The organism is Leisingera caerulea DSM 24564 (assembly GCF_000473325.1).
Classification (GTDB): Bacteria; Pseudomonadota; Alphaproteobacteria; order Rhodobacterales; family Rhodobacteraceae; genus Leisingera; species Leisingera caerulea.
The window spans coordinates 18,802-42,418 of sequence record NZ_AXBI01000012.1; the positions used below are offsets into that span (position 1 = coordinate 18,802).

19 protein-coding genes are annotated in these 23,617 nt (G+C 65.0%); 8 read left to right on the top strand and 11 right to left on the bottom strand.

Going from position 1 to position 23,617, the window contains the following annotated elements; translation table 11 throughout:
* Positions 1-104: 104 nt before the first annotated feature.
* Positions 105-1,145: an OmpA family protein gene (locus tag CAER_RS0101830; RefSeq protein ID WP_027233802.1), complete on the top strand. Its 1,041-nt coding sequence runs from the start codon at positions 105-107 to the stop codon at positions 1,143-1,145.
* A 684-nt stretch (positions 1,146-1,829) separates the two neighbouring features.
* Here the strand turns inward: CAER_RS0101830 and CAER_RS0101835 are convergent.
* Together CAER_RS0101835 and CAER_RS0101840 are read right to left on the bottom strand one after the other, a co-directional pair.
* Positions 1,830-2,957 carry a ParB/RepB/Spo0J family partition protein gene (locus tag CAER_RS0101835; protein ID WP_027233803.1) on the bottom strand — a complete coding sequence of 376 codons (1,128 nt, stop codon included), beginning with the start codon at positions 2,955-2,957 and terminating at the stop codon, positions 1,830-1,832.
* Positions 2,954-4,258: an AAA family ATPase gene (locus CAER_RS0101840; RefSeq protein WP_027233804.1), complete on the bottom strand. Its 1,305-nt coding sequence runs from the start codon at positions 4,256-4,258 to the stop codon at positions 2,954-2,956. The genes CAER_RS0101835 and CAER_RS0101840 overlap by 4 nt, the downstream gene beginning before the upstream one ends.
* A 551-nt stretch (positions 4,259-4,809) precedes the next feature.
* Between CAER_RS0101840 and CAER_RS0101845 the strand changes: the two genes are divergently transcribed.
* The 3 genes from CAER_RS0101845 to CAER_RS0101855 all read left to right on the top strand — a co-directional run bounded on the left by CAER_RS0101845 (position 4,810) and on the right by CAER_RS0101855 (position 7,372).
* Positions 4,810-5,493 carry a DnaA N-terminal domain-containing protein gene (locus tag CAER_RS0101845; protein WP_027233805.1) on the top strand — a complete coding sequence of 228 codons (684 nt, stop codon included), beginning with the start codon at positions 4,810-4,812 and terminating at the stop codon, positions 5,491-5,493.
* Positions 5,494-5,598: 105 nt separating this feature from the next.
* Positions 5,599-6,873, top strand: a complete 1,275-nt coding sequence (gene tviB, locus CAER_RS0101850; protein WP_027233806.1) for a Vi polysaccharide biosynthesis UDP-N-acetylglucosamine C-6 dehydrogenase TviB — start codon at positions 5,599-5,601, stop codon at positions 6,871-6,873.
* 64 nt (positions 6,874-6,937) lie between these two features.
* Positions 6,938-7,372, top strand: a complete 435-nt coding sequence (locus CAER_RS0101855) for a GFA family protein (RefSeq protein WP_027233807.1) — start codon at positions 6,938-6,940, stop codon at positions 7,370-7,372.
* Positions 7,373-7,390: 18 nt separating this feature from the next.
* Here CAER_RS0101855 and CAER_RS0101860 read toward each other — a convergent pair whose 3' ends face one another.
* The 4 genes from CAER_RS0101860 to CAER_RS0101875 form a co-directional block, all read right to left on the bottom strand.
* Positions 7,391-8,302 (bottom strand): MurR/RpiR family transcriptional regulator, encoded by a 912-nt coding sequence (locus tag CAER_RS0101860; RefSeq protein WP_027233808.1) that lies wholly within the window; start codon positions 8,300-8,302, stop codon positions 7,391-7,393.
* 49 nt (positions 8,303-8,351) lie between these two features.
* A complete protein-coding gene (locus CAER_RS0101865; protein WP_027233809.1) occupies positions 8,352-8,654 on the bottom strand; it encodes a type II toxin-antitoxin system RelE/ParE family toxin in 303 nt (100 codons plus the stop codon).
* A complete protein-coding gene (locus tag CAER_RS0101870; RefSeq protein WP_027233810.1) occupies positions 8,647-8,883 on the bottom strand; it encodes a type II toxin-antitoxin system ParD family antitoxin in 237 nt (78 codons plus the stop codon). The genes CAER_RS0101865 and CAER_RS0101870 overlap by 8 nt, the downstream gene beginning before the upstream one ends.
* 147 nt (positions 8,884-9,030) lie before the next feature.
* Positions 9,031-13,098, bottom strand: a complete 4,068-nt coding sequence (locus tag CAER_RS0101875; RefSeq protein WP_409359720.1) for a PEP/pyruvate-binding domain-containing protein — start codon at positions 13,096-13,098, stop codon at positions 9,031-9,033.
* Between the two features lie 199 nt (positions 13,099-13,297).
* On the opposite strand from CAER_RS0101875, the gene CAER_RS0101880 reads away from it, so the two are divergent.
* Positions 13,298-14,194: a PhnD/SsuA/transferrin family substrate-binding protein gene (locus CAER_RS0101880; RefSeq protein WP_027233812.1), complete on the top strand. Its 897-nt coding sequence runs from the start codon at positions 13,298-13,300 to the stop codon at positions 14,192-14,194.
* 18 nt (positions 14,195-14,212) lie between these two features.
* A complete protein-coding gene (locus tag CAER_RS0101885; RefSeq protein WP_027233813.1) occupies positions 14,213-16,498 on the top strand; it encodes a response regulator in 2,286 nt (761 codons plus the stop codon).
* A gap of 72 nt (positions 16,499-16,570) precedes the next feature.
* On the opposite strand, the gene CAER_RS0101890 is transcribed toward CAER_RS0101885, so the two are convergent.
* The 3 genes from CAER_RS0101890 to CAER_RS0101900 are packed head-to-tail and all read right to left on the bottom strand — an operon-like array spanning position 16,571 to position 18,614.
* On the bottom strand, positions 16,571-17,377 hold the full coding sequence (locus CAER_RS0101890) for a metal ABC transporter permease (RefSeq protein ID WP_027233814.1): 807 nt from the start codon (positions 17,375-17,377) through the stop codon (positions 16,571-16,573).
* On the bottom strand, positions 17,374-18,135 hold the full coding sequence (znuC, locus tag CAER_RS0101895; RefSeq protein ID WP_027233815.1) for a zinc ABC transporter ATP-binding protein ZnuC: 762 nt from the start codon (positions 18,133-18,135) through the stop codon (positions 17,374-17,376). The genes CAER_RS0101890 and znuC overlap by 4 nt, the downstream gene beginning before the upstream one ends.
* Complete coding sequence (locus CAER_RS0101900) at positions 18,132-18,614, bottom strand: Fur family transcriptional regulator (RefSeq protein WP_027233816.1); 483 nt, start codon at positions 18,612-18,614, stop codon at positions 18,132-18,134. The genes znuC and CAER_RS0101900 overlap by 4 nt, the downstream gene beginning before the upstream one ends.
* Positions 18,615-18,714: 100 nt before the next feature.
* Between CAER_RS0101900 and CAER_RS0101905 the strand changes: the two genes are divergently transcribed.
* A complete protein-coding gene (locus CAER_RS0101905) occupies positions 18,715-19,779 on the top strand; it encodes a zinc ABC transporter substrate-binding protein (protein WP_409359721.1) in 1,065 nt (354 codons plus the stop codon).
* 31 nt (positions 19,780-19,810) lie between these two features.
* On the opposite strand, the gene CAER_RS0101910 is transcribed toward CAER_RS0101905, so the two are convergent.
* Positions 19,811-21,082, bottom strand: a complete 1,272-nt coding sequence (locus tag CAER_RS0101910; protein ID WP_027233818.1) for an NAD(P)/FAD-dependent oxidoreductase — start codon at positions 21,080-21,082, stop codon at positions 19,811-19,813.
* Positions 21,072-22,574, bottom strand: a complete 1,503-nt coding sequence (amaB, locus tag CAER_RS0101915) for an L-piperidine-6-carboxylate dehydrogenase (protein WP_027233819.1) — start codon at positions 22,572-22,574, stop codon at positions 21,072-21,074. The genes CAER_RS0101910 and amaB overlap by 11 nt, the downstream gene beginning before the upstream one ends.
* A 137-nt stretch (positions 22,575-22,711) precedes the next feature.
* On the opposite strand from amaB, the gene CAER_RS0101920 reads away from it, so the two are divergent.
* A complete protein-coding gene (locus tag CAER_RS0101920) occupies positions 22,712-23,617 on the top strand; it encodes a LysR substrate-binding domain-containing protein (RefSeq protein ID WP_027233820.1) in 906 nt (301 codons plus the stop codon).

The following is a 23,617-nucleotide window of genomic DNA, read 5'->3' on the forward strand; positions in this document are numbered from 1 at the left end:
CGTCCCTTGCGCCCGGCAGCAACCCTGCTGTTAGACTGGAAGGGTACCGTCCGTCCCCGCCCGCGGGCCGGGAAATCATGTCCGTCAACTCGAATGGATCGCGCATGCTCCGCTTAACCATCTCTATCTTAACAGTTTTATTTCTTTTTCTCCGCCCGGCTCTGGCCGCTGGCCCGTTTGAGCACGGCTGGCAGCTGAACGCCGGATCCTCCGCTATCCGGTTTATATCGATTAAAAAGGGCAGCATTGCGGAATCGAGCCGCTTTGCCGCCTTCTCCGGCAGCATTTCTGAACAGGGCGATGCCAAAATCCACATCGCGCTGGATTCCGTCGATACCTCCATCGACCTGCGCAACGTGCGGATGCGGTTCCTGTTCTTTGAGACCTTCACCTATCCCGAGGCCACCATCACCGCCCGCATCGACCCGGATCAGATCGCCGACCTCGCTGCAGTGCAGCGTAAGCAGGTCGAGCTGCCGGTCACCCTGTCGCTGCACGGGGTCGAGGCCCAGCTGACCGCGCCGGTAGCGGTAACACTGCTGGGCAAAGACCGGGTCGCCGTGGCCACCGTGCAGCCGATTATCCTCAAGCTGGAGGATTTCGCGCTGAACCCCGGCCGCGAAAAGCTGGAGGAAGCCGCAGGTGTCACCATCACCCCTGTCGGCCTGGTGAGCCTGGATCTTCTGTTTGACCGCACTGCCCCCGGCAGCGCCGCTGTCCCCGCGGGGACAGTGACCGCTGGCGCCGCCGCCGCGCTGGAGGCCAGCGGCGATTTCAGCCGGGAGGCCTGCACCGGCCGTTTCGAAATCCTGTCGCGCAGCCGCAGCGTCAACTTCGCCCCCTCCACCGCCCGGCTGGATGCCAATTCCCGCGGCTTTCTTGACAGCCTGTCGGACATCATCCGCCGCTGCCCCGGCATGATCGTCGAGGTCGGCGGCCATACCGACAGCCAGGGCAAGGCGGCCTGGAACATGGCACTAAGCGAAAAGCGTGCGGCGGCGGTCAACAGCTATCTGCGCGAAACGGGCATCCCGGCAGAGCGCCTGGTGTCCGTCGGCTATGGCGAGACCACGCCGCTGGTGCCGAACAACACGGTGCAGAACCGGGCCAAAAACCGGCGGATCGAGTTCAAGGTTCTGAACTGACCGGCGCGCAATCCCCGGACCACCGCGCGCTGTCCCCGCGGGGACAGCAGCTGAAAACACATCCGGACCCGGCCATCGCGCCGGGTCTTTTCCTGCGGATCGCTCCCCTCCGGCAGGTGATGTTGTCTCCTGTCCCCGCGGGGACAGGCTGATGTTTTTCACACTCTTTGACGGTTAAAGGCTGGTGTTCCCGCGGAGGCACGCAGGCCTGCCGGGAATGTGCGGAGGTAAAACTGCCTTCCATGCCGGGGCACTGCCAAACCTGGGGCCGGCGGTTCCGCCCGCTGTCAGCGGAAACCACTCTCTGTCCCCGCGGGGACAGGCTGATGAAACCACAGACGGCGCGTACCGGCACCGCGGCCCGGGAGCACGTCTCCCGATGCGGAGGGGGTTAGCGGCAAGGACACTGGGCACAGCGTCGATCCACTTTGGTCTGCCGTGTTGTCCCCGCGGGGACAGGTGTTTCAACCAGCTCGCCAAGGTGGAAGACACGCCGCAGTGCTGGGACCGGCGCCCGGCCTTTGGGTATTTGATTGTACCCATCATCTCCGGAAACGGACTGGGTGTCCCCGCGGGGACACCTGCAAAAAGCGGACCCAAACCCGCCTGTCAGGCAAGAAAAAGGCCCGGCATTCCTGCCGGGCCCTTGCTGTTTTCTGCTCCTGTCCCCGCGGGGACAGCGGGTCAGTCTTGTTCTTCCAAGGCGGCAAAGAAAGCCGCAATGGCGTCTTCCAGCTTGTGCCGGTCGATCTCCGAGAAGTCGCGCTCCATCGCCATCTCGATCTTGCCGTCGCGCGCCTGGCAGCGGACTGTCCCCGCGGGGACAGTGCAGCGCAGGGTGGTCTTGGCGATGCCTGCGCGCGGTGCTGCGGCGCTGCGGGGCGCGGGCTTGCGCTTGCCCTCAGCGAAACCGCGCAGCACGGTCAGCTCCGCCTCTTCCGTTTCGGCGCGCGCCTGCGTCAGCGCCTCCCGCAGCTCCGGAATGCTGGCCGCGTCAGTCTCCAGCCGTTTCCGCAGCTCCAGACCCAGCGCGCGCGGGATCGCCTCCGGGAACTTCAGCAGATCACCCACCGCGCCCAGCAGCTGGGCGAAATGGCGGATATAGATCTTCTTCTGACGGCCCGCAGAGGCGTAAAGGTCGCTGACCGCATCCTCCAGTGACTTCGCCCCGGTGCCCTCGTCCTGCGTATAGCTCAGCGCCAGCTGGGCCATTTCGGCGAATGAAATGTCGCGGCGCACCAGGTTCTCGTCCACCATCCGGCGGTACAGGCTCTGCAGCGAGTCGCCCTTGGCCACCAGCCCCGCGGGGATATGCTCATAAGCCTCATCCTCTGTTTCCCGGAGCAACTCCACATAGGCGCGCAGACGGCGGTAGCCCTGGATCAGCTCATAGGTGCCGTCTTCGTTTTCCTCGACCCGGATCGGGTTCGACAGGCCGATGGATTTGATCGAGGCCTTCAGTTCGTCCAGGTCCGGATCACGCCCCTCGCGCCGGTCGCGGATCAGCTTGGTCGCGCCAATCCGTCCAACGGGGATCCGGTCGACCACCAGGCCCAGCTTCTTCAGCCGCACGAATTCATGCGCCAGCCGGTCGTTTTCATCGCGGATTTTCTTCTCGGCCTCAGCCCGGCTGCGCAACGCATCGGCGTTCTCGGAGATCGCGGTGGCCATCGGCCCGCGGCGCGCTTCAGACGGTTTGCGCATCCGTTGGTCCGGCTTCTGGACGGCGGTCTCCGCGAGGGGCATCTTTGGTTCGGAGGGGTCGTTTGGTTCAGTCGGGAAGTCGATGTCGAAGACTCTGCGTTTGCTCATGCCTCATCCTCCAGATTTTCCCAGGCTTCCAGCGCGTATGCCTTGAATTCATCATAGGCCTGATCAAACGACGCCCGCGCACGGCGCCAGGTTTCGCGTGTCATGTCCCGGTAATCGATTTCATAGATAGAACTCAGGAAGCGGCCCGATTGCTCGACTGCGCGGGTCATCTCGATCGGGTGCTCGGTCATTCTACCCTCGAACACCTTCATAAATGCCGAACGCATCGCACGGTGCAAATCGTTACCGCTTTCGTAACGGGTCAGGAGGAAGCGGACGTCCTGGAACACCTTGGGCAGGGCAAATGTCCCCGCGGGGACAACGCCGTTAAAGGCCGACAAATCTTCCAGCGCCTCAGACAGCTGGCCGATGAAGGACGTAGTGGAGTCATATTCCCAGTAGCCGGGGCCGGAAGGGATATAGAGCATGTCGGCGGCAAACACCGCGTTCATCGACTGGTAGCCAATGGCGGGCGGGCAGTCGAAAATCATCAGGTCGTAGTCCTCGGCCGGCAGCTGGTCGAGATAGCGGGACACGGCGGCGAAGAACGACCATTCCGGGTTCAGGTGCCGGTATTGGGCGGAGGCGAATTCCACAAAGGCCGCGTTGGCGCAGGAAGGAATGATGTCGATGGTCGGCCAGCTGGTCGGCTTGACGAAATCGCTGACCCGCAGATCCTGGAGCCCCATGCCGGTGATCGCGTCGGGCAGCTGGCGCTGGGGCAGGGCGGTGCCGGACTCGGCGCCCTGCGTGACCGCGTTCATCCGCTCCGTCTCGCGCACCAGGTCGCGGGCCATGATGCCCCAGACGGTGTAATCCTCGGTCACGTCGCTGAGGCCCATGGAGTGGGACAGCGTCGCCTGCGGGTCGAAGTCGACGCACAGCACCCGGTAGCCGTCCAGCGCCGCGGCATGGGCGAAATGCAGGGCAACGGTGGATTTGCCGGCGCCGCCCTTGAAGTTGGAGATCGCCACCCGCAGCGCCCGTTTCCCCGCGGGGCGCTTGGGCAGCAGGGATTTGCGGTTGATCTTGATGCGGCGGCGCAGCTCGTTGATCTCCTCCAGCGAATACCAGCGCTGGCGGCCGTCCTCCTCAACATGGCCCTGGGGCAGGGAAGGATCCGCCGACAGCCGTCCCCGCAGGGTCGACTGGTTGACGCGGAAGATCAGCTCCGCCACTTCCCAGGAGGAGAACCGGCGCAGGGTCTTTTCCATTTCGGGGGAGAAGGTCTGCTGGCGGATCCAGCTTTGCATCTTCAGGGATTGGGCCTGCATCTTGGACAGGTCTTCGTGTGTAAACATCACTGCTCCTTAGCCTCACACGGTGTTGTTTTTGACAGCGTCCCTTTTCGCGGACGCTAATTCAGCCTCAATATCCATTTACGCCGAATTTGCAAAAAACGCAAAAGCTAATATGGTCACAAAGAGCGTCCTGTCCCCGCGGGGACACATTTGCGGAAGGCCCCAAGAAATAAGGGCCGGGGCGATTCGGAAGGCTGACGCCAAGCGATTCGTTTCACTGGTTTTTTCTGGGGTTCTGACGCCAGATTTAGGGGGACACCCTAGAGCCGGATACAGCAGATTGGGGGACATTTCTGCTCGAATAGGGGTCACCTTGGATGTCCCCCAATACCATTGATACCAATTTTTCTTTCGAAAAAGGGATTAGGGTTGAATTCAATTCCCGCCAGCGCTTGACAGAATCGGAATTCCGGACGCAAATCGGGTACAACAAACGAATAGCGTTGAGTTTGGAGCTAAACCGGCCAACGCATTTCTCAGCAAACGGGCTGGGAACACTTGAGGCAGCATATCCCGGCCAAGAGGCCAGGGAGGGAGAAACGGGGGCAGCAATGCTTGCCAAACGGCCTGCGGGGCGCAACGCCTCTGCGCTGAAGTACGATATCCTCACGGCGATGGGGGCTTATGCGCTTGGCCAGGGCAAGGGGGCGCAGAAGCTGGTGCTGCGGTTCATGACACTGATGACCGCGCGCTACAACTGGCAGCGCGATGAGCTGGCGGTGGGCCAGCGCGAGATTGCCCGGCTGTGGGATGTCGATGAGCGCACGGTGAAGCGCGAGATGGCCAAGCTGCGCGGCATGGGCTGGCTGGTGGTGAAACGCCAGGGCGCCCGCGGGCGGGTCACCGAATACGGCATTGATCTGGAGCGGCTGCTGGCGGACACCCAGGAGCGCTGGGGGGCGGTGGGCCCGGACTTTGAGCACCGGATGCAAGGCGCGGACGAACCTGCGCCGAACGTGGTGCCCTTGCGCCCCGGGGCTGCGGCGCCAGCGCCGGATGTCTCGGACGGCAGCGAGTGGAGTCTGGCCAAGGCGGTGCTGCATGCGGAGGACCCGGCGAATTATGCGTCCTGGGTGCAGGGGCTGGAGCGGGCCGGCCGGGCCGGCGGCCGTCTGGTGCTGAAGGCGCCAAGCCGGTTTCATGCGAATTATGTCATGTCGCATCTGATGCCGCGGCTGCTGGCCGCCTGCCGCGACGTGGACGGCGCGGTCTCCGCGATTGTTGTGGAGGCGTGAGGCCGAAACTTTGCCCATATGGTTGAACCCCTTGGGGGCAGGGGCTTATGTGGGCGGGCAGGGGGCTCGGCTTGAACAGTCCCGCGGAACAAGGAGCAGCCCGGAATGAGCGGCGCGCAGGACAGGATCTGTATCATCGGCCTTGGCTATGTGGGGCTGCCGCTGGCGGCGGCGTTCGGGCAGCACCGGGAGGTCATCGGGTTTGACATAGATCCGGGCCGCATCGCGGAGCTGCGCCGGGGCGAGGACCGCACCCGCGAGCTGGAGCCGCAAGAGCTGGCGGCGGCGGAATTTCTCAAGTTCACGTCGGACCCGGCGGAGATTGCCGGTTGTTCGATCTATATCGTCACCGTGCCGACGCCGGTGGACGCCAGCCACCGCCCGGATCTGAGCCCGCTGCTGGCGGCCTCGGCCATCGTAGGCGGGGTGCTGAAACCGGGCGATCTGGTGATCTATGAATCCACCGTCTATCCCGGTGCCACCGAGGAAGACTGCGTGCCGGTGCTGGAGGCGCGGTCGGGGCTGACCTTCAACACGGATTTCTTTGCCGGCTACAGCCCGGAGCGGATCAACCCCGGCGACAAGCAACGGCGGCTGAAGGATGTGGTGAAGGTGACCTCCGGCTCCACGCCAGAGGTCGCGGAGCGGGTCGATGCTCTCTACCGCGAGGTGGTGGCCGCAGGCACCCACAAGGCCGCCAGCATCCGGGTGGCGGAGGCCGCCAAGGTGATCGAGAACAGCCAGCGGGACATCAACATCGCGCTGGTGAATGAGCTGGCCAAGATTTTCAACAAGATGGGGATCGACACCCAGGCGGTTCTGGAAGCTGCTGGCACCAAATGGAATTTCCTGCCGTTCCGCCCCGGTCTGGTCGGCGGGCATTGCATCGGGGTGGACCCTTATTACCTGACTCACAAGGCGGAGCAGCTGGGCTATCACCCGGAGATCCTGCTGGCGGGCCGCCGCCTGAATGACGGCATGGGCGCCTATGTTGCGGGCGAAATGGTCAAGGCGATGCTGAAACGCGGGTTGCCGGTGGCGGGTGCAAGGGTGTTGGTGATGGGGCTGACCTTCAAGGAGAACTGCCCGGACCTGCGCAACACGCGGGTGATCGACGTGGTGCGCGAGTTGCAGCAGTACGGGGCCTTGGTCGATGTCTATGACCCCCATGCCGATCCGGAGGAAGCGCGGGAGGAATACGGCATTCCGCTGGTGCCGGCGCCGGGGCAGGGCGCCTATGCGGGGATTGTGCTGGCGGTGGCGCATTCGGAGTTCCGGGAGATGGGGGCCGCGGCGATCCGTGCCTTGGGGGCCGAAGGCGCGGTGGTCTATGACCTGAAGTACGTGCTGGCGCCGGAGGAGGCGGACTTGCGGCTCTAACCGGGAAGGCTGCCGCACAGGCCCGAATTGCTGTATCTTCTCCGTGCCGCTGAGGAGGTTCGTCATGAGCGATGTTCTGGAAGGGCGCTGCCTGTGCGGCGCTGTGAAAATCCGTGTTGAGGGCGCGCATGATCCGCGCCCCGGGGCATGCCACTGCCGCATGTGCCAGCGCTGGAGCGGCGGGCTGTTCCTGTGTTTCGAGGCCGATGCGGAGGCGGTGACGGTCGAGGGGCCGGTGGCGCGCTATCAATCCTCTGCTTTTGCTGAGCGGGCGTTTTGCAGCACTTGCGGATCGCATCTGTGGATGCGGGACGTGGATGAGGAAGGCAGCCCCTTTGACTTGATGCCGGGGCTGTTTGATGAGGCACAGGACTGGCCGCTGCGGTCAGAGATCTATGCTGACAGGGCGATGGCGTCGGTGCGTCTTGAAGGGGATCACACGCGAACCACTCGGGACGAGTATGAGGCGCAGAACCCGTTCATTGACGGGGACGTCTGAGGACACGGGGCAGGGGGGTCAGCCCCCCACCCGCGGCAGTTTCGGGCCGCTCCAGTAGGCGCCGCTGTCCTGGCGCAGGGCGTCATAGGCCTCGATCCTTCGCCGGGCGTCTTCGCCGCCTGCCGCGATCAGATGGGTGAGCAGGCATTCCAGCACCGCCATCGCGCCGCCGATGGCGCCGAAGGGGTGCAGCGAGTTGGCCGCCACCGCCAGCACGTGATCGGTGCGGATGCCGGGGGCAATCACCTCGCTGTCGGAGATCAGGATCACCGATGCGCCGCGCTCGCCCGCCAGCCGCAGCGCCTGGATGGTGCCGGCGGAGTAGGGGGCGAAAGTGACGGCGATCAGGCAGTCCTCTGGTCCGATGTCCAGCAGGTCATCGAGAGCGGCGCCCATGTGGCGCGGCACCAGCTCCAGCCCCGGCAGGGCCATGCGGCCGACGTAATGGAAGTAGTAGGCCAGCGCGTAGGAGGAGCGGGTGGCGGTGACATAGCTGCGGCGGGCGGAAGTGAGCGTGTCCACGATGGCTTGCGTCCGCTCGGCGGTCATCAGCCGCAGGGAGCGGGAGGTGATGTTGATCTGGTTGCGCGCTGCCGCTGCCTGCAGCGCGCCAGCGGGGCTTTCGGTGCTCATGCGGTCGAGCCAGTCCTGGCCAAGATCCGCCTCGTGCGTGGTTGTCAGCGCAGCGCGGAAAGGGGCGCGGAAGGCCTCAAACGTGTCATAGCCCAAATGCTGCGCAAGGCGGACAAAGCCATTGGCGCTAATGCCGGTTTTCCTGGCCGAGGTGCGGACGGTGTCGAGGCCGAAGTCGCCGGGGTTGTCGATCACGTATTTCGCTGCCGTTTTCAACTTGGGCGGCAGGGTGTCCATCCGGTCCTTCAGATGCTGGATCAGCCGGGCGGTTTTCCGGGGGTCGAGATGCGGGTCCATGCGCCGCATCAGAGCATATGTGCGGAAAATGGCAAGGGCAGAACGGGTGTTATTCCGAGAGGAACGCCATCAGATCCTGGCGGGCATGCAGGATGCGTATGATATCGGGGCGGCCTGCTTCCACCCGGTAGATCACCAGATGCGCGCCGGTGGGGTGGATGCGGACCGGAGGCGTGAATTCGGGGCGTTCGCGGGCCATTTCGGGGAAATCCGCCAGCAGGTCGAACAGGGCAAACAGGTTGTCGGCATAGGCGTCCGCCTGTGTCTCGCCCCAGGTTTCCAGCCCATAGCGCCAGATTGCGGCAAGGTCGGCGCGGGCGGCGGGGCGGATCCGCCAGCGCGGCTCAGCCATTGCGGCGCATGGCGGCCTTGAAGTCCTGCGCGCTCAGCGCCTCAGCCGGGCCGCTGGTAAGGCCCGCGTCGATGGCGGATTGCAGCTCTGCGATGGCCGCCGCGCGGGCCTGATCGCGGCGGATCAGGTCGCGGACATAGTCGCTGGAATTGGCATAGGTGCCGGTGCGGGCCTGTTCCTCGACCCAGTCCTTCATCTGGTCCGGCAGGGAGACGTTCATTGTGGCCATGGGCGGGTTCCTTTCGCTGGGACAGGATATGGCAATCTTTGCCAAGAGCGCAAGGGGAGGGGACATGGCGGGGAGATCGCCCGCCCTACGCAAAAAGCCCGCAGCCAAATGCTGCGGGCCTTTGTTTGTTGTTCCTGTCCCGCTGGATCAGGCGGAAACCACCTTGAGGCCTTTTTCCTCAAGCGGCTGGATGGTGCCGTCTTCGCTGACGGTCACCTGCTCGCCGTGGCTCAGGCTGTCGAGACCCTTGCAGGCAACCAGCATCAGCACGTCTTTTTCGCGGGCGACGATGGCCATGTGGCTGAGCCAGCCGCCGACCTCGGACAGCACTGCGCCGGAACGCTGGACGTAGGGCAGCCAGGCCGGGTTGACCATGCGGCAGACCAGGATGTCGCCGTCCTGGAAGTCGGCAAAGGCCGCGGGGTCGATGCAGCTGTCGTCCTCCATCCAGAACACCCGGGCGGTGGCGCTGCCGCTGCCCGCGACGCAAGTGCCGCCCATGGTGCCATCGCCCGCCTGGGCCTGGGCGCCGAGCGACAGCAGTTCGCAGTCGCGCAGGGTGAGTGTGACGTCCGTCGGCGCGGATTTCTTGCGCAGCTCCTCCTTGGCGGCGCGGGCTTCTGCCAGCGCGCGCAGCTGTGCAGGTGCGGACCAGTCGCCGGACAGCAGCTCATCAAACGTGAGGCTGAACACCAGATCCTCCAGCCCGCTGTTCTGGCCCAGTGCCAGCAGAGCGCGGCGCAGTTCGGCGACGACGCGCAGGGCCTCGTGCTTGGCCTGTTCCTTGAGGTCCTGGTAGGCGATGGCGATGCCGATGGTGTCGTCCAGCTCATCCGGCAGGTTGGCCGGGACCGGAACGGACCCGATCGGCTCCACCGAACTGCCGAGCAGGGAGTTCAGTAATGCCGGCGCCTCCCTGTAGCGGGGCGAGGACAGCTCGTAATCGAAGATCGAGCGGTGGCCCATCAGGTGCAGGGCGCGGGCCTGGGCATCCTTGCCCGTGCAAGAGGCCAGCAGGCTGGAGGGTGCATTGGGCAGTTCCGCGTGCATGAGGTGCGCGCGCAGGGCCGGGTCGCCGGCCGCTGCCGTGCCGGCCTCGCCCATGGTGAATCCTGCCAGGATGTTGATCTTCTCCGCCTCAAGGTAGACTTCGCGGATGAACATGTCCTTGAGGGTGGAAATCGCCTCCAAGAGCTTGTCCTGGGGCAGGGCGGCGTAATCCACCGCCTGCCAGATCGCCAGCTTGTTCTTCAGCTCCGGCATCACCTCGCCGCGGAAGCGGGTGATCATCGGATGCGCCTGCTTGCGCAGCTGCTTGGCCTTGGCAGCGCTGAGTTTCAGGGTCATGCCCTGTTTCAGCGCCACATCGACGTAGGTCTTGCCGAACAGGTTGACCAGATGGCCGTCGCGGCCTTCGGGCAGGCCATAGGGCACGCCCAGCTCGCGGCAGGCCAGGTCAACGCTGCCGCCCGGCGCCCACAGCTCGCTCATCAGCGAGAAGGAGAGCGGGGTGGGGCGGGGCAGGACCTCGGACATTTCGTCCTGTTCCAGAATGGCCTGATCCGGGTCTGCGTCTGCGTAGCGGTCCAAGAGATCGCGCCATTCGGCCAGACGGGTCTGCTCCTGCTCGGTGCCAAGCGACAGCGTGGTGATGTCGCGGCTTTGCACGATCTGGAACTGGCCGTTGGCATAGGCCCATTCCACGTCCTGCGGGCAGCCGAAGGTGTCCTCGATCTGTTTGCCAAGCGCCAGCAGCGGCGCCATGTCCAGGGTCTGGTCCTGATCTGCATCCGCGGGCAGTCCGGTGTAGCGGCCAAAGCGCAGGGAGGTCGGGGTGACGCGGCCCGACACCAGATCCTCGCCGCAGCCCTCGACCCATTCGATCATGGCCATGCCGGGGGCCATCGGGTCCTGGGTGAACAGGACGCCGGCGTATTCCGCCTGCACCATTTCCTGCACCACGATGTTGCCCTGATCGGTGCTGTCGCCCTCGCCGGAGTAGCTGGCGGCGCGTTCAGACGAGAAGCTGGTCACAACTTCGTCCAGCGCGGCCCGCATGGTGTCTGCGGTCACGTCGAGCACCGACTCAAAGACGCCGGCAAAGCTCTGGTCATGGCCGTCCTCGTTGCTGGCGGAGGAACGCACGGCAACCGGCTTGCCGCCTGCTAGGGCAAAGACCTTGGCCGCGAAGGCGTCTTTCTTGGCGTCGGACATTTCGCGGTAGTCGTGGATCGCGTCAGAGCGCACGATTACACCGCCCGGGACCGGCAGGCCTGCGTTGCGCAGGATCGACAGGCGCAGGGCCTTGTTGCCGGCGTGCTCCAGCTCCTCGGTGTAGCCCATCGGGATCACGCCGCGCGGCAGCTTGGCAAGGCGGCGCTTGTGGGCGCGCAGGGCAAAGGCTTCGCCCAGTTTTCGGTGCATGCCGGTGACATAGGCGCGCTGCACCAGCAGCAGCGTCAGGCTGAAGCAGAGATAGGCATTGGCCGCCGCTGTCAGCGTGAAGACCATAGCAAAGAGCGCAGGCATGCCCAGCATCATCCACAGGAGTTTCTGGCGCTTGGTCTTGGCCACGGCCCACAGCAGATAGACGGCGGCGAGCGCACAGAACAGCACCGGCAGGATGAACAGCGGATCGGGCGCGCCAAGGTCGGCCATCCACAAGAACGGGGTTTGCAGGCTGGCGCTGGCCTCTTGTGCGGCGGAGACACCCAGCATCATCACCGGCAGGAACAGAAGCGCGGTGAGGTTCTTCATCGGGGTCAGGCCCTTGTCGGCATAGAACGCCTGCACTGCGCGCGCCTTGCGCACCGGGTCGTGCGCCAGTTTTGCCTTCAGCGCCTTCATCTCATCCGCGGTCTCATTGGTGATGATCTGATCGCGTTCGGACTTCAGCGCCACCGGCAGCACCAGGATGCGGGTCAAGACCGACAGCGCCAAGAGGCCCAGCAGGATATGGCTGCGCTCATGCACCCACAGCAGGGCGGCTGCCAGCGCCGAAATTGCCTTGTCCCACAGGCCGGTCTGCTGGTCGGCCAGCCACGCCTGCACATGCGGCTTCGGCTTGGGCGCGACGAAGTATTCCCACGGCAGGGTATAGCGGCCGCGGAAGTCGATGCCCTGCTGCGACAGCTCCAGCCCCAGCACCTGGCTCATGAAGCAGCTGCGGCGGTCGTAGCAGGCGGCGATGGTGGGTTTGTTGGGGTCAAGTTCCGCGATGCGCGCCATCAGGTCCGCGGTGGTCATCTTGCGGATCGGGATGTTGACGGCGCCGGGCAGGTGGCCGGATGCGAAGTCGCCCGGGTAGCGGGTGTCGACGATCTGCAGGTCCTCGGTGGTCAGCAGCTGCTCAAAGTCGGCGGTGCTCAGCAGCACGTCCTTGCCCGGGTATTCCGGGATTGCGCGCAGGTCGGAGAGGGATTGCACGTCCTTGTCTGAGAACTCGCGGCCCTCGACGATCCACTTCTCGATGCCGCCGGCGATGAAGCTGCAGTCGATGCCCATGGCTGCCAGCTTGGCGCAGGTTTCCGAGGAGCGGTTGCCGTTGTGGCAGAACAGCACAACCTTCTGGCCCGGCTGCACCGGGCGCGTCTCCAAAAAGTCCGGGAAGCGGATATGGGTGGCGCCGGGCAGGGTACCCATGGCGTTCTCGCCGGTTTCACGGATGTCGTAGAACAGGGTGGAGCCGTCCTCCAGCGCCGCGGCGGCATCGGTTGTGCTCATCGCCAGCGGGTGATCCTCCTGCTTAGAGAAGCTGGTCTCCTTGAGGGTCGCGTCCTTGATGGTGGTGCCGTCAAACTGCGCCGGCCGGGTCAGGGTGGCCTGCAGTCTTGCCAGTTCCGCCTGCGCATGCGAGGAATACTGCCAGTAGTTACCAGCCGCCAGCGCCATGGCCGCCAGAACCAGCACGGAAATCAGCTTGACCGGGTATCGCCGCGGAGAACCGCCCGGCTTGGGGGTAAAACCCAGTTTTGCCGCAACAACAGCGCCGAGGCCGGATATCATGGCAATTCCAACAGCCAGAACCTGCGATAGCGAAGACACCGAGCCAATCACCAGCTCTGGCGAGGGGATGGCCAGGGCAGCAACCGGGGCTGACGAGAAAAGTGCAGCTAGCACAGTAATTTGCACTGAGCGTTGGCGGAACCCTGAGGTTGTGTGGGGCAAAGTGGTATTCTTCACGGCGTTTCCTGTTAAGCCAGTTCGAGCGGGCATTCTAAATTGTGGCGAATTTGCCTAAAAGATTACGAAAACCTTACTGAACCGTTAATATAGTGGACGGAGAATAAAAGAACCGCAAAATTTTTCCACGAATTGGACGTGCGTTAACATTGTATTCTTAACCATGTGGCATGTAACGAAGGGAAAAGGCCCGCCCGCTGTGCCAGCCGATGTCAGTCAGGAGGCTAAAGCCGTGAAGTTGTTTGAGTGGACCATTGGTATCATTAAGCTTTTCCTGAGGCAGCTCCGGGCGGCGGCACCGGCCGCTGCCCTGTCCGCGTGCCTTGCGGCTGGGTTTCCGGGGCCGGGTCAGGCCGGGATTGAACTGGTTTTTGGCACTTATGCGGCGGATAAACCTACTGCAACGGTTAAAAAGTACCAGCCGTTCCTGTCCTTCCTGTCCGGCCGTATGAGCGAAGAGCTGGGCGAGCCGGTGTCGATCCGGCTGAAGATCGCCAAGGAGTACGGCGAGGGGATCCGCCAGCTGGCCAGCGGCGAGGTGGATTTCGCCCGTTTCGGCCCGGCGTCTTATGTGCATGTGATGAGGGAAAACCCCGGCGTCCGGATCGTCGCGATGGAATCCAAGAACGGCGGCAAGCGGTTCAAGGGGGTGATCGTGGTGCACCAGGACAGCAGCGTGCAGACGGTGGAGGACCTGGCCGGCCTCAGCTTTGCTTTCGGTGATGAGCTGTCGACCATCGGCCGCTACCTGGCTCAGGAATATCTGCTGGATGCCGGCATCAGCAGCGCCGATTTGTATGAGTTCGCTTATCTCGGCCGCCACGATCTGGTGGGCGAGGCCGTGGGCGCGGGCAGATACTCCGCAGGGGCCCTCAAGGAAAGCACATATAAAAAACTGGTCGCCAAGGGGGTGCCGATTCGGGTGCTGGCCTCGTTTGACAATGTAACCAAGCCCTGGCTGGCGTCATCGCAGATGCCGGAGAACGTGCTGCAGGCGATGCGCAGTGTGATGCTGTCCTCGGAAAACGAGGAAATTGTCCGCCGGATTTCAAAGAACGGGTTCCTGCTGGGGGCCGATCAGGATTATGACATTATCCGCCGGGCCATGGAGCGCAGCCTGGCATTCTAAAGGCGCCGCATAAAAGACATGAAACGAACGGGCATCCTTTTTCAGATCGTGCTGTCGCTGCTGCTGGCCGCCTCGGCGGTTGGCTTTGCGGTCGGCAACCTGGCACAGCGCCAGGAGGTGCAGCGGCTGGAACAGCAGCTCACCGAGCAGGCGGACCTGACGGTGTCGCTGCTGAGCGGGCTGATGCTGGAAGCGATCATCGTGGAGGATGTGCCGGTGCTGGAAACCGGCCTTCACGAGGCAGTGGCCCGCAAGCCTCAGATCGTTTCGATCCAGATCCGCAGCCCGGCGGGCAAGCTGCTGGCTTCGGCGCAGGCGCCCGGCGCGCCGCAAGACGACAACCATGTGATTTATGAGCGGCCGATCGAGCTGGAGGGGGCCTCCTTCGGCACCATGCTGGTGAAGTGGTCGACGCGCGACGGTCAGGCGCTGGTGCAGCAAAAAGTGCGCCAGATCATTATCTGGACCGTGGTGCCGGTGCTGGCGCTGTCGCTGCTGGTGCTGCTGCTGGTGCATGTGCTGGCGCTGCGCCCGCTGCAGATGATCCACAAGCGGATGTCGGATGCGATCGCCGGACTGCGCAGCCCGCTGCAACCGCTGCCGTGGTATGCCTCGCGCGAGTTCCGGGCGCTGGATTTCTCTGTCGGAGTGCTGGAGGAAACCTTTGCCGAGCGGGATGAGCGCGAGTTTGCGATGGAGCAGGCGCGCGAGGCCGCGGATATCGCAAACCGCGCCAAATCGGAATTCCTCGCCAATATGAGCCACGAGATCCGCACCCCGATGAACGGGGTGATCGGCATGGCGGAGCTGCTGCAGGAAACCAAGCTGGACGACGACCAGCGGATGTATGCGGAAACCATCGGCAAATCCGGTTCGGCGCTGCTGACGATTATCAACGACATCCTCAACTTCTCCAAGATCGAGGCCGGCAAGCTGGAACTCAGCTGCGCGCCGTTCAATCTGCAGACCGCGGTCGAGGATGTGGTGACCCTGCTCTCGCCCAAGGCGGCAGAGAAGGGGGTGGAGGTCACCCTGCGCTATGATCCGGCGCTGCCGGAATTGTTCGAGGGCGACGCCGGGCGGATCCGCCAGGTGATCACCAACGTTGCGGGCAATGCGGTCAAGTTCACTGGCGAAGGCTATGTCTATATCGAAGTGACCGGCCGGCGGCAGCCGGACGGCAGCCATATGGTGACGCTGAAGGTCTGCGATACCGGGATCGGCATCGAGCAGGACCGGATCGGCCGGATCTTCCGCGCCTTCGAGCAGGCCGACAATGCGGCCACCCGAAATTTCGAAGGCACCGGCCTGGGGCTGGCGATCTCGGCGCGGCTGCTGGAGCTGATGGGCGGCTCGGTGGAGGTGCAGTCGGACCCGGGCAAGGGCTCCGTCTTCACCATCCGGATCCCGCTGCGGGCTTCTGACAAGACCGTGCCGGGGCAGGACAGCAGCGGGCGCAGCTTTGCCGGGCTCAGCGTGCTGCTGGTCGATGACCTGGAGTTGAACCGGGTGATCCTGTCGGAGCGGCTGAACACCTGGGGTGTCACCTGCACGCAGGCGGCGTCGGCGCATGAAGGGCTGGAAGTCCTGTCGGACGCGCAGCTGGACGGGCGGCGGTTCGATGTGATTTTGCTGGATTACCAGATGCCTGGAATGGACGGGCATGAGCTGGCGGCCAGAATTCGGGCGATGCCGGGCTTTGAAACCGTGCCGCTGATCATCCTCTCTTCGGTTGAAAACGCCCTGTGCCGGGCTGACTGCGAGACCCTTGGCGCCTGCGAGTTTGCGCTCAAGCCGGTGCGGGCGGTGCAGCTGCGCCAGGTGATGGGCAGGCTGCTGAGCAGGCCGGCGCAAAAACCGGCGGAAGCCGCCGGGGCAGACGCGGAACTGCGGCCGGAAGGACGGCTGCTGAAGGTGCTGCTGGCGGAGGACAACCGCACCAACCAGATGGTTGTCACCAAGATGCTGAAAGATGCGCCGCTGGAGATCAGCATTGCCGGCAACGGCGCCGAGGCGGTTGACCGCTTCCGGGCCGAACGGCCGGATATCGTGCTGATGGACATGATGATGCCGGAAATGGACGGGATCGAAGCCACTGCCGAAATGCGCCGGATCGAGGCAGAGACCGGCAGCCGCAAATGCCCGATCGTGGCGCTGACGGCCAATGCGCTGCAGACCCACCGGGAGAAATGCCTGCAGGCGGGGATGGACGACTTTCTGAGCAAGCCGATCAACAAGAAGGCGCTGACCGAGGCCATCAGCAAATGGGCAGGCACCCCGGATCTGCAGCAGACCGGCAGCTGACCCGGCCGCGGCCTGTCTGACAGGCGGCGGCGTTCTCTTTCAGCAGGGCAAGTGCTGACGGTGCCGGCGGTGTCAGCCCCGCCGGTGCTGCAGCAGCAGTCCGGCCAGGCTGGAGGCGGCAAACAGCGCTGCGGCCAGGCAGACAATGCTGGGTCCGGCGGGTGTGTCCAGCGCAAATGCCAGCTGCAGGCCGCCGACGGCTGCAAGCATGCCCAGCAGCGCGGCAATTGCGGCCATCCGCTCTGGCGTCGCGGCAAAGGGGCGGGCGGCCGCAGCCGGGATCAGCAGCATCGCCGCAATCAGCAGCACCCCCACCACCTTGATCGCCACCGCAACCACCAGCGCCAGCGCAATGGTCAGCACCATCTGCTCGCGCCGCGGATCAATGCCGGCGGCATGGGCCAGGTCCGGGTTCAGCGTCGCGGTCAGCAAGGCCGACCAGCGCCACCACAACAGCCCCAGCACAAGTGCGGCGCCCCCCCAGATCACGGCCAGGTCCGCGCGGCCCACCGCCAGGATGTCCCCGAACAGATAGGCCATCAGGTCGATCCGCACCCCTTGCAGAAAGGAGACGGCGACCAGGCCGAAGGCGAGGGAGGAATGCGCCAAAACCCCCAGCAGCGTGTCCATCGCATATCCGCGCCCGGCCAGCGCCGAAACGGTTGTGGCCATCGCCAGCGCCGTGGCCAGAACCCCGGCGAACACCGAGACATCAAAGCTGAGCGCCAGCGCCACGCCCAGGATCGAGGCATGGGCGGTGGCGTCGCCGAAGTAGGCCATCCGCCGCCAGACCACGAAACAGCCCAAAGGCGCGGCAGCCAGGGCAACACCGATGCCCGCCAGCGCGGCGCGGATCAGGAAATCGTCAAGCAGGGTCATTCGGCCGCCTCGTGATGATGCCCGTCATCATGATTGCGGGTGCAGTCGTGATCGTGGCTGTGGTTGTGCTCATGCCGGTAGAGTGCCAGCGCGCCTTGGGTGCCGGTGCCGAACAGGGCGCGGTATTCCGGGGCGGTGGCGACATGCTCCGGCGCGCCTTCGCAGCAGACATGGCCGTTGAGGCAGATCACCCGGTCGGAGGCCGCCATCACCACATGCAGCTCATGGCTGACCATCAGCACCGCGCAGCCGAGCTCCTGGCGGACCTTTTCGATCCGCTGGTAAAAGGCGGCAGAGCCGGGCTGGTCAAGACCTTGCGTGGCCTCATCCAGGATCAGCAATTGCGGAGTGCTGAGCAGCGCGCGCGCCAGCAGCACCCGCTGAAACTGTCCGCCCGACAGGCCGGCCATCTGCCGCGCCGCCAGAGTGCCGGCGCCGGCCTGCTCCAGCGCCTCTGCGGCGCGGGCATCGGACACCCGCTGGGGCAGGCTGAGGAAGCGGCGCACCGTCAGCGGCAGGGTCAGGTCGATATGCAGCTTTTGCGGCACATAGCCGATGCGCAGCCCGGGTGCGCGCCGGATGGTGCCGCGCGACGGTTTCTGGGCGCCGATGACGCTGCGCAGCAGGGTGGATTTGCCGGAGCCGTTGGGGCCGACCACGGTGACGATCTCGCCCGGCTCGATGCTCAGGCTGACGCCGGACAGGACCGTATTGCCGCCGTGCCGGACCGACAGGTTATCGAGAGCAATCAGGCTCATGCGGCGGCGGCCTTCTGGCACTTGGGACACAGGCCCTCTGCCTCGATCACTGCGCGTTCGATCACAAAACCGGCCTCGCGGGCGGCCTGGCCCAGCTGGCCCTGGGTGGGTTCCCGCTGTGCCTCGGCCACCGCATCGCAGGCGCGGCAGATCAGGAAAGCGGGCGCGTGCGTCTCGCCCGGGCGGGTGCAGGCGACAAAGGCGTTCAGCCGCTCGATCTTGTGGGCAAAGCCGTTTTTCACCAGGAAATCCAAGGCCCTGTAGGCCACCGGCGGTTGTGAGCCGAGGCCCTCTTCGCGCAGGCGGTCGAGGATTTCGTAAGCCCCCAGCGCGCGGTGCTCTTGCAGCAGGATTTCCAGAACCCGGCGGCGCACGGGGGTGAACTGCAGCCCCTCGGCCCGGCAATGGGCGTCCACCGCCGCGATGCAGTCCTGGATGCAGCTGCTGTGGTCATGCGGCTCAAAACCGATGGAGTCCATTTTGACAGGTCCTTTGAGGAGCGGGTGATTTGTCTCTTGATATGTTATGTTATGACGTTTATCAACCGGCGTGATGTTATAAGATTACATGGGGCGCAATATGCGGATTTCTAGCATGTGGAAGAATGGTGCGGCGGCAGTGGCCTTGCTGGCCGGGGCAGGCGAAGCTTGGGCAGAAGTGCCGCAAGTGGCGGCGGATATCACACCTGTCCACGGGCTGGTGGCGCGGGTGATGCAGGGGCTGGGCGAGCCTGCGCTTGTGGTGCCGCCCGGCGCTTCGCCGCATGGTTATGCGATGCGCCCCTCCGAGGCGCGGGCGCTGGATCAGGCGGATCTGGTTTTCTGGATGGGCGGGGCGCTGACCCCTTGGCTGGAAGGCCCGCTGGAAGAGCTGGCAGGCGATGCGCACCGGGTGGAGCTGCTGGAAGCGGAAGGCACCGAGGTGCTGGCGTTCCGCAAAGGGGCCCGGTTTGAGGTGCATACGCATGACGAGGATCACGGCAGACATGAGGATCACGATGATCACGCCGGCCATGAGGATCATGCAGACCACCAAGGTCACGAGGATCATGGCGGCCATGGTCATGAAGGCGACGCGGAAGGCCACGATGGCCATGCGGATCACGGCGACGCGCATTCCGGCCATGATCACGAAGGCGCCGATCCGCACGCATGGCTGCTGCCGGCCAATGCGCAGGCCTGGCTGGACGTGATTGCAATGGAGCTGGCAGAGCACGACCCGGACAATGCTGCAGCCTACAAGGCCAATGCAGAGGCCGGCAAACAAGAGATAGCAGAAACTGTCGCCAGTATTTCGGCTTCGCTGGAGCCGTTCCGGGCCAAGCAGTTCATCGTCTTCCACGACGCCTACCAGTATTTCGAGCGCGGCTTTGGCCTGAACGCGGCCGGCGCAATTTCGCTGGGGGATGCGGTCAAGCCGAGCCCGGCGCGGATTGCCGAAGTGCGCGGTGTGGTGGCGGATCTCAAAGTGTCCTGCGTGTTTTCGGAGCCGCAGTTCAATCCGGGCGTGGTCGCCACGGTGCTGGACGGCACCGGCGCAGGCACCGCGCTGCTGGACCCGCTGGGCGCCAAGCTGGAGCCGGGGCCGCAGTTCTACCCCGCGCTGCTGCGGGAGATCGGCAACGCGATTGCCGGCTGCGAGTGAGTGAGGGGCGGGCCAGGGCGGCCCGCCTGTTTCAGCGGTCGCTGATCAGATGGGTGAGCGTGGCGCCGGTTTCGTAATAGGCGCTGCGCAGGCCGGCAAAGGGGATCGCGTGATCCTGCGCGGGCGGCACCGGCAGGCGGGATTGGCCGCCGCTCAGCAGCGCCTCGGCCATGGCCGTGCCGAACAGGGTGCCGGGCCCGATGCCGCGGCCGGAATAGCCGAAACAGGCAAACCCGCCGTGCAGATCCAGGATCTTGGGCAGGTGCTCGGTGGTCATGGCGATACGGCCGTGCCAGTGGCTTTTCAGCTCAGTTTCCTTCAGGTCCGGGTAAAGCGCGGCCATTTTGCGGGGCAGCCAGCTGCGGTGCAGGGTGCTGCCGAAGTGGTTGAGCGCGCCCATGCCGCCGATCACCAGCCGCCCGGCCTGATCCAGCCGCCACGACGACATCACCAGCGCAGTGTCCCAGCAGCCTTCCTTGCCCGGCAGGATTTTGTCCAGCAGGGGGGCGGGCAGCGGGTCGGTGGCGGCCTGGAAATAATGCACCGGGATCACCTGCGGGGCGTCATAGCCGGTGATGCCGCGGGCATAGGCGTTGGTGGCCATGATCAGATGCCGGGCGCGGAGGCTGCCCTTGGGGGTGGCTACCTGCCAGCCGCTGCCGCTGCGGCTGATGCCGGTGGCAGGCGTGCCGCTGTGCAGCTGCGCCCCGGCGGAGGCCGCAGCGCGGGCGAGACCGCGGACATAGGCCAGCGGCTGTATCGTTCCGGCGCGCGGGTCGAACAGGGCGCCGTGCACGGCCTCGGAACCGGTGCGCTGTATGGCTTCTTCGCGCGGCAGCAGCTCCACCGGCGCGCCGATGGCACGCAGCTGGGCGTGGCGGCGCTGCAGGTCTTTCAACCCGCCGGGCGCATGGGCGCAGTGCAGGGTGCCGCTGCGCTCCGGCTCGCATTGGATGGCGTGTTTTTCGATCAGCGAAAACACCATCGCGGGCGCGCCTGCCAGCAGTTCGGACAGGCGGCTGCCGGTTTCTGGCCCCAGCGCAGCGTTGATGTCTTCGGGCGGCAGCCACAGGCCTGCGTTGGCCAGGCCCACATTGCGGCCCGAACCGCCGCAGCCAATCGCGTCCGCCTCAATCAGGCGGACCGAGGCCCCCAATTCCGCGGCCTTCAAAGCCGCCGCGCAGCCGGTATAGCCGCCGCCGATCACGACCAGATCAGCCTGAGCCTCCCCGGTGAGTTCAGGGAAGGCTGGATTTTCCTGGCAGGTTTGGTGCCAGAGGCAGGACGCCAGATCAGATGTCAAACTTGATCCCCTGAGCAAGCGGCAGCTCGCGTGAGTAGTTCACGGTGTTGGTCTGCCGGCGCATGTACCCTTTCCAGGCGTCGGAGCCGCTTTCACGGCCGCCGCCCGTCTCCTTCTCGCCCCCGAAAGCGCCGCCGATTTCAGCGCCGGAGGGGCCGATGTTCACGTTGGCAATACCGCAGTCGGAGCCCGCTGCCGAGAGGAAATATTCGGTTTCGCGCACGTCGGTGGAGAAGATGCAGGAGCTGAGGCCCTGGGGCACTTCGTTCTGCATTTCAATGGCTTGGTCCAGATCTGAGTATTTCACCACATACAGGATCGGCGCAAAGGTTTCGGTGTGCATTATGGCGGTCTGCGCGGGCATCTCGGCAATCGCCGGGTGCACATAGGCGGCGTCGGCGTGGCTGTCCGCCAGCGCCCGGGTGCCGCCGTGCACGGTGCCGCCTTCGGCCTGCGCACGCTCAAGCGCGCTGGTCATCGCGTCCAGCGCGGCGCCGTCGATCAGCGGGCCGACCAATGTGCCATCGGCCAGCGGATCGCCGATGGGCAGGCCCTCATATGCCTTGATCAGGCGCGGGATCAGCTGGTCATAGATATCCTCATGAACGATCAGACGGCGCAGGGAGGTGCAGCGCTGGCCAGCGGTGCCGACGGCGGAGAACACGATGGCGCGCAGGGCCATCTCCAGGTCGGCCGATGGCGCGACGATCATCGCGTTGTTGCCGCCCAGTTCCAGAATGGTGCGGCCAAGGCGTTTCGACATGTCGGCGGCCACTGCCTTGCCCATCGGCACAGAGCCGGTGGCGGAGATGATGGCGACGTCCTTGGACGCCGTCAGCGCCTCGCCCAGATCGCGCTCGCCGATCAGCACCTGGATCAGGCCCTCGGGCGCGTCATCGCCAAAGGCCGCCATGGCGCGCTCGCAGATCTTTTGCACGGCGAGGGCAGTGAGCGGGGTTTTCTCCGACGGTTTCCAGATCACCGGATCGCCGCAGACCAGCGCCAGCGCCGCGTTCCAGCACCAGGGAGCGACGGGGAAGTTGAAGGCAGTGATGATCCCGCAGGTGCCCATCGGGTGCCAGCTCTCGCGCATCGCGTGGCCGGGGCGTTCGGAGGCGATGGTGAGGCCATAGAGCTGGCGTGAGAGGCCGACGGCAAAGTCGCAGATGTCGATCATCTCCTGCACTTCACCGAGGCCCTCCTGGTAGATCTTGCCGCATTCCAGGGTGACGAGGCGGCCCAGGTTTTCCTTCTCCTTGCGCAACTCGTCGCCCAGCAGGCGCACCAGCTCGCCGCGGCGCGGGGCCGGGACAAGGCGCCAGGATTTGAAGGCGGACTTGGCGGCGGCGATCTGCGCTTCGGCCTCAGCCGTGCTGTGTGTTTTCAGGCGGGCAATTTCGCTGCCGTCCACCGGCGTGGTGACAGTCAGGCTGCCGCCGGTCAGCTCGGCTTGGGTCAGGCCGGCAGCGGCGAGGATGTCGGAATGGGGCATGTCAGCGTCCTTTCGGTGCGAGAGCGGGCATGAGGAAAACTTTAGGCTGGTTTCCCGCGAAGTCCCGCCGGGCAGAGGTCTGATATAGAAATTGCACCTTGCGGGCCGGATTGCTAATGAAAGTAAATCCTGCAGCCATGAGTTATGATCATATGATTGCGCCGCGCCGTTTCCTGCCCTCGATCCCCTCGCTGCTGGCCTTGGAGGCGGTGGACCGGCTTGGCAGTGCCTCGGCCGCGGCTGCGGATCTGTCGCTGACGCAAAGCGCCATCAGCCGCCAGCTGAAACAGCTGGAGGAGCAGATGGGGGTGGACCTTATTGCCCGCGACCAGATGCGGATGCAGCTGACCCCGGCGGGGACGGGTTTCGCCAAGGAGGCACGTGCGATCCTGACCCGGCTGGCGCAGGCCTCGGTCAAGCTGCGGGCCAATCCGGACGGCGGCAGTTTCACCTTGTCGATCCTGCCGTCCTTTGGCCTCCATTGGCTGGCGCCGCGGCTGAGGGAGTTTGCCGCGGCGCATCCCGGCATCACGGTGAACCTGCACACCCACAATCTGCCGTTCAGCTTTGACGCGGGCACCGCGCAGGCGGCGATCCACTACGGCATCCGGGACTGGCCGGGGGTGGAGTATCTGCCCCTGATGCCAAAACATGTGCTGCCGGTCTGCGCGCCGGGGCTGATGGATGGGCCGGTTTCCAGCCCGGCGGAGCTGCTGGACTATCCGCTGCTGCATCTGGAGACGCACCCGGACTGCTGGGAGCAGTGGTTTCATCTCCACGATGTGCCTGCGGCGAAGCTCAGGGGGATGCTGTTTGACCAATCGTCCGCCATGACGCAGGGCGCGGTGCATGGGCTGGGGGTGGCGCTGCTGCCGGATTTCCTGGCAGAGAACGAGATTGCGCAGGGCCGGCTGGCACTGGCGATGGAGGGGGCTGCGGTGAGCCTGGGCGAGTATTTCCTGGTGTGGCCTGCGGACCATGCGGAGGAGTATCCGCTGATCAAGTTCCGCGAATGGCTGCTGATGCAGCTGGAGGAGGATTGA